The organism is Endozoicomonas sp. SESOKO3 (assembly GCF_024606255.1).
Genome location: NZ_JAHHPR010000758.1, coordinates 1 through 4,636 on the forward strand (window position 1 = coordinate 1; position 4,636 = coordinate 4,636).

A 4,636-nucleotide genomic window follows, 5' to 3' on the forward strand; every position below is an offset into this window, starting at 1 on the left:
AGAAAAGATCACACCCCGGAGCAAACCTGCTCTGAGTGCCAGAAGACCCTGCCAAACGCTCAAGCCCTGTCGGTTCACAGAAGTCAATATCACACCCCGGAGCAAACCTGCCCTGAGTGCCAGAAGATCCTGCCCAACTTGAAAGCCCTGGCGGATCACAGAAGGCAACAACGAAAACGAAAGCTTTGTAATGTACAGTCAAGTGATTGATTTCTGCTTGTCACAGGCTCAGAAGGGCAAGGCAGTGCACACGTCTGTGCGTGATCTGAAGTACAAGATTCCTACAGATCCAGCACGGTGAGACTCATTTCATATCGGAGAGTACTGGTCATATTGAAAAGTACCTCATTGGCAGAGTGAAACTCAGCAACTATATTCACAGTCTCATTAAAATAATTAATCTGTCTTATGGTGTACAGAGCCTTAAGGATATTGATGTTCCTGCCACTGGCCACACTGGTTTGGTGGGGCCCTGCTCAGGCTGCAATGGACGAAAAGCCGGGTGTGTCTTTTTGTCATGAAACTCTGTTGCTGATTTTTCTGAATCCCTTGCTCAATGCCTATCTGCCTGCTGATTCCAGCCTGAAGCTAAAAGCGGTCCAGACCAGGGACTCAAGCTTTGTTGACAGGGCTTCTGAACCGGTTGAGGCTAATAGTCTGATCTCTCTTTACAGCATCCTGCCAGGAATTTTGCAGTGGGGTGTCGCTGTAAGCCGAATCGGTGAAATGAGCAGATCTACCGATAGCGGACTGGGTCATGAAGAAGACGATGACGGTATGGAAGAGGACGCTTCTCAGTCAGTTATGCCTGTTTCGACTGGGGGGGATGATCACAATGAGAATAATGGCGATGAGCGCAAGGATAAGTCTGAAGATAAAAAGAATCCTTGTCTGTGTTGGCATTGTCAGAAAAACGGGGTCTCCTGGCAATACTCCTGTTGTCGCAGAGGTCTCTGTGAAGACTGTTATCAGCGCTTTGGAGCCTCACCTGCCAAGTGTCCATGCTGTGGCAAGAAAAGAAGGCCCGGAATTCACTGTAATCTGTGTCCTGTTGATTATGAGGCGATGGAACTCGATCAGCAGGGTGTCAGGGAACATCTTACTGCGCAGCATCTGCAACAGCGATGCGTAGGCGTTGTCAATGAATTTTGCCATCATTGTAATCATACGGAAGTATTACAACTTCCTCTGCAACAACTCCTGAATACTCTGTCATCACACTGTTATGCTTTCTGTTTCGAATCCTGTTTTACTATTTTGACAGCAGAGACAGACAACACCGCTCATTTTGAGGCCTCACATCGGGAGCGGGCCGGATGTCCGTTATTTGAATGCCCATTTAATGAGTCTGACGACATCCGGCCTACTGCTTCGCATATGAATGAACATTTGCAATACAGATGTGGTTTTTGTTTTGAGACCATCAGTAACCAGCAAGCCCTGCAAACCCATCTGGCTACTCATATTGATTCATATCGATGCGGCTCCTGTCTGGGTGATGAGGGGGAGGGGTCCCTGCTTCGGTTGATTCTGATGGGAGGCCGTCTTCAACAGTTCGGGAATGCGAATTTTACGGTTGATCTGCCACTGGGGTCGCAACAAGAACTGATTAATCACTGGGCGTTTTTCCACTGTCAGATCAGCTGCCCGCTATGCTCTCACACTCTGCAAGGTTGTGATAATGTGAGCATGCAGGAGCATATCGATAGTGTCTGCTCAAGTGTCGATTGCCTCTCCGGCCCGGAACAGAAGCGGGAGCTCTAATCTTGACGACGAGTTTCAGGATGATCCAGACGGTTAATCAGACACTGTTGCCTACCTCACCATTCCAATAAACTGCAATACAGCTCCATTAGGATGGTGTATATATTGAAGCCCGGTAAATCCCTGTGTCTGAAAAGTATTCTTCATGCGGTTCACTATCGGGTAACGCACCTTGGTCAGCAACTTGCCGGAAAGTTTGTCGTAGAAAAGAATATCCAGTCTCTGCATACTCTGTTGAACGGATACTCTGAAAGCTGGAAATTCATTGAACTCCATAGGTTGATTTCGAGAAGAGGGGTTCAGCATCAGTGGCAGCGTGACCGCATATCCCCTGGTACCCGGATCTTCCTGAAAATAAAAGTTCAAAGCCGCTTCCTGTGCGTTGGTCTGGGTCAGTGGCAAAATGAGCAGGACGAAGAAGCTGGCCAGTCCCAGAGTGATCCTTTTCATCAGGGTTCCTTTCATCAGAGTCTCTGCAAATATGTCTCGACAGCAAGGTAGAAAACATAAGGTGCGCCGTTCTACATATATGGTCAGATGGGCATAAGTGCCTGTTCTGAATCTTTGAATCCACCATGTCGAATAATGATGTATTAGTCTGCAGGAAATAATCTTAATCAGAAACAGGCCCGGGACCTGCTCCTTCTGTTTTACAGCGCCATTACGCCCGGTATGAGAAAGAGCAATGCTGCATTGACGATAGAAAGAACAATGCTCATGATCAGCGCCCAGCCAAAGTTTTTAATGTTGAAACTGTCCATAAAGTAATCAACGATCATCAGCATCAGGGCATTCAGTACCAAAGAAAATAAACCCAGAGTCAGGATGGTGATGGGCAGCGTCAGGAAAAACAGAATCGGTTTGACAAAGGTATTGACCACTGTCAGCAGGATCGATACCAGCAGCGCACTGCCATAATTTTCAATGTCTACACCTTTGAGGATTCTGGCGGTGATGAAAACAGCCAGACCGTTGATGAGGAAGTACAGAATCAGACTCAGCATGGCAGACACTCTCCAGATGGCTTCAACGTTTTGTGCACTTTATACCATCCTGAAGTCAAAGGTAGAAAAACAAGTGGTCGTTGCTCCACACCTTAGCGAACTTCTCAGTTCAGTATTAAATAGCACTAAAGTACTGTTCAAATCGACTTGTATATGTAAAATACCCGAGTCTTGTAGGCAAATGAAATGACCTTCTGTTGAAGGCCGAATAAAACGATAAAAAGCGAGATACTGTTCTGCTTTGGCAGCCTATTTCACATTATAAAAACTGGTAGTGACTGAGTTCCGGGCAAACCGGAACCCTGGAGTGAAAAATAATGAAAAAAATAATGGTATTTCTGACGTTTATGCTGGCTTTTAGCACCAGCCTGTTTGCTGCTGATACAGAGCTTTGGCAAGAGTCTACCCTGAACGAAATCATTGAGCGCAAAACCCTGCGTGTTGGTATGGAAGCAGGCTACATGCCTTTTGAAATGACCAACAAACGTGGTGATATTGTTGGTTTTGATGTGGACATTGCCCGTCAGATGGCCAAAGCCATGGGCGTCGAGCTGGAACTGGTCAACACTGCATGGGATGGAATCATTCCTGCCCTGCTGACCGGCAAGTTTGACATCATTATGTCCGGCATGACCCTGACGCCACAACGTAACCTGCAGATCAACTTTGCCCAGCCTTACATTGTCGTAGGTCAAAGCATCCTGCTGCGTAAGGGCCTGGAAGGTGAAATCAAGAGCTACAAGGATCTGAATAACAAGAAGTACACCGTGGCTACCAAGCTGGGTACTACCGGTGAACAGGCAACCAAGCGTTACTTGAGTAAAGCCAGTATCCGTCTGTTTGAAACGGAAGCCGATGGTGCTCTGGAAGTCGCCAATGGCAAAGCAGATGCTTTCGTATACGACTTTCCATTCAATGCGATTTACTCCAGCCAGAATGAAGGCAAGCTGACTCATCTGGACACTGCCTTCACTCATGAGCCTCTGGCCTGGGGTATTCGTAAAGGAGATCCTGACTTCGAAAACTGGTTGAATAACTTTATGAGTCAAATCAAGGCCGATGGCACCTACGATAAGATTTATGCCAAGTGGTTCGAAAGCTCCGAATGGCAGAAGACTCTGAACTAAGTGCTGAGCAGTAAACCCGTAGCCGGCCGTCCGTTGCAAATGGAAAAACAGCCGAACCAGGTTCTGTGGAACCTGGTCTTCGGTGTGTTATTGCTGCTGATGGGCGTGGGTATCTACAAGTCAAGTCAGTCGATTGATTACATCTGGCGCTGGGAGCGCATTCCTCAATACGTCTTCTACAAGGCAGAAAATCCACTCAGAGCAGAATTCGACGGTACGGTTGCAACTAACGACAGTGGGCAACTGGTCCTGGTGAATGACTTTAATGACTCAGAGCAGACTGTTATTAAAGGATTTTCCGACGTTCAGGTTTATGACGGTGATCTGGTCTTTGAAGGCGATCTGCTGGCCGTCAGTTATGAATGGAAAGCCGGGCCCATAGCCAATGGTCTGGTGATGACCATCAAGCTGTCGCTGGTCTCCATTGTCTTTGCCATTCTCCTGGGGGTGATTTCAGGACTGGCGAGAATTTCTCCCAATCCGGCGTTGAGAAATCTCTCGATACTCTACGTCGAGGTCATTCGTGGCACCCCGCTGCTGGTGCAAATTTTCATTGTTTATTTCTTTATTGGCACGGTTCTTCATCTGGATCGTTTCACAGCGGGCGTTGCGGCGCTGTCGATTTTCACTGGTGCCTACATTGCAGAGATTATTCGAGCCGGTATTGAGTCGATCAATAAAGGTCAGATGGAAGCCGGACGCAGTCTTGGAATGAGCCGGGGTGATACCTTGCGATATATC

6 protein-coding genes are annotated in these 4,636 nt (G+C 47.4%); 4 read left to right on the forward strand and 2 right to left on the reverse strand.

Translation table 11 applies throughout. The features are described 5' to 3' along the window. Window positions 1-210: C2H2-type zinc finger protein (locus tag KDK18_RS13325; RefSeq protein WP_257255419.1), on the forward strand; the 210-nt coding region annotated here is incomplete at its 5' end. Window positions 211-435: 225 nt separating this feature from the next. Further along, a complete protein-coding gene (locus KDK18_RS13330) occupies window positions 436-1,764 on the forward strand; it encodes a hypothetical protein (protein ID WP_257255420.1) in 1,329 nt (442 codons plus the stop codon). Between the two features lie 51 nt (window positions 1,765-1,815). Here the strand turns inward: KDK18_RS13330 and KDK18_RS13335 are convergent, their stop codons facing one another. Together KDK18_RS13335 and KDK18_RS13340 are read right to left on the reverse strand one after the other, a co-directional pair. Beyond that, the gene (locus KDK18_RS13335) at window positions 1,816-2,229 is read right to left on the reverse strand and encodes a hypothetical protein (protein ID WP_257255421.1); all 414 of its coding nucleotides are present in this window, start codon (window positions 2,227-2,229) and stop codon (window positions 1,816-1,818) included. Window positions 2,230-2,414: 185 nt separating this feature from the next. Next, entirely contained in the window at window positions 2,415-2,768 is a 354-nt protein-coding gene (locus tag KDK18_RS13340) for a phage holin family protein (protein WP_257255422.1), read from the reverse strand. Between the two features lie 317 nt (window positions 2,769-3,085). Here KDK18_RS13340 and KDK18_RS13345 point away from each other — a divergent pair, with 317 nt between their 5' ends. Together KDK18_RS13345 and KDK18_RS13350 are read left to right on the forward strand one after the other, a co-directional pair. After that, window positions 3,086-3,895, forward strand: coding sequence for a transporter substrate-binding domain-containing protein (locus KDK18_RS13345; protein WP_257255423.1), 810 nt, complete (start codon window positions 3,086-3,088; stop codon window positions 3,893-3,895). Then, window positions 3,896-4,636 (forward strand): amino acid ABC transporter permease (locus tag KDK18_RS13350; protein ID WP_257255424.1); only part of this gene is annotated, 741 nt, incomplete at its 3' end.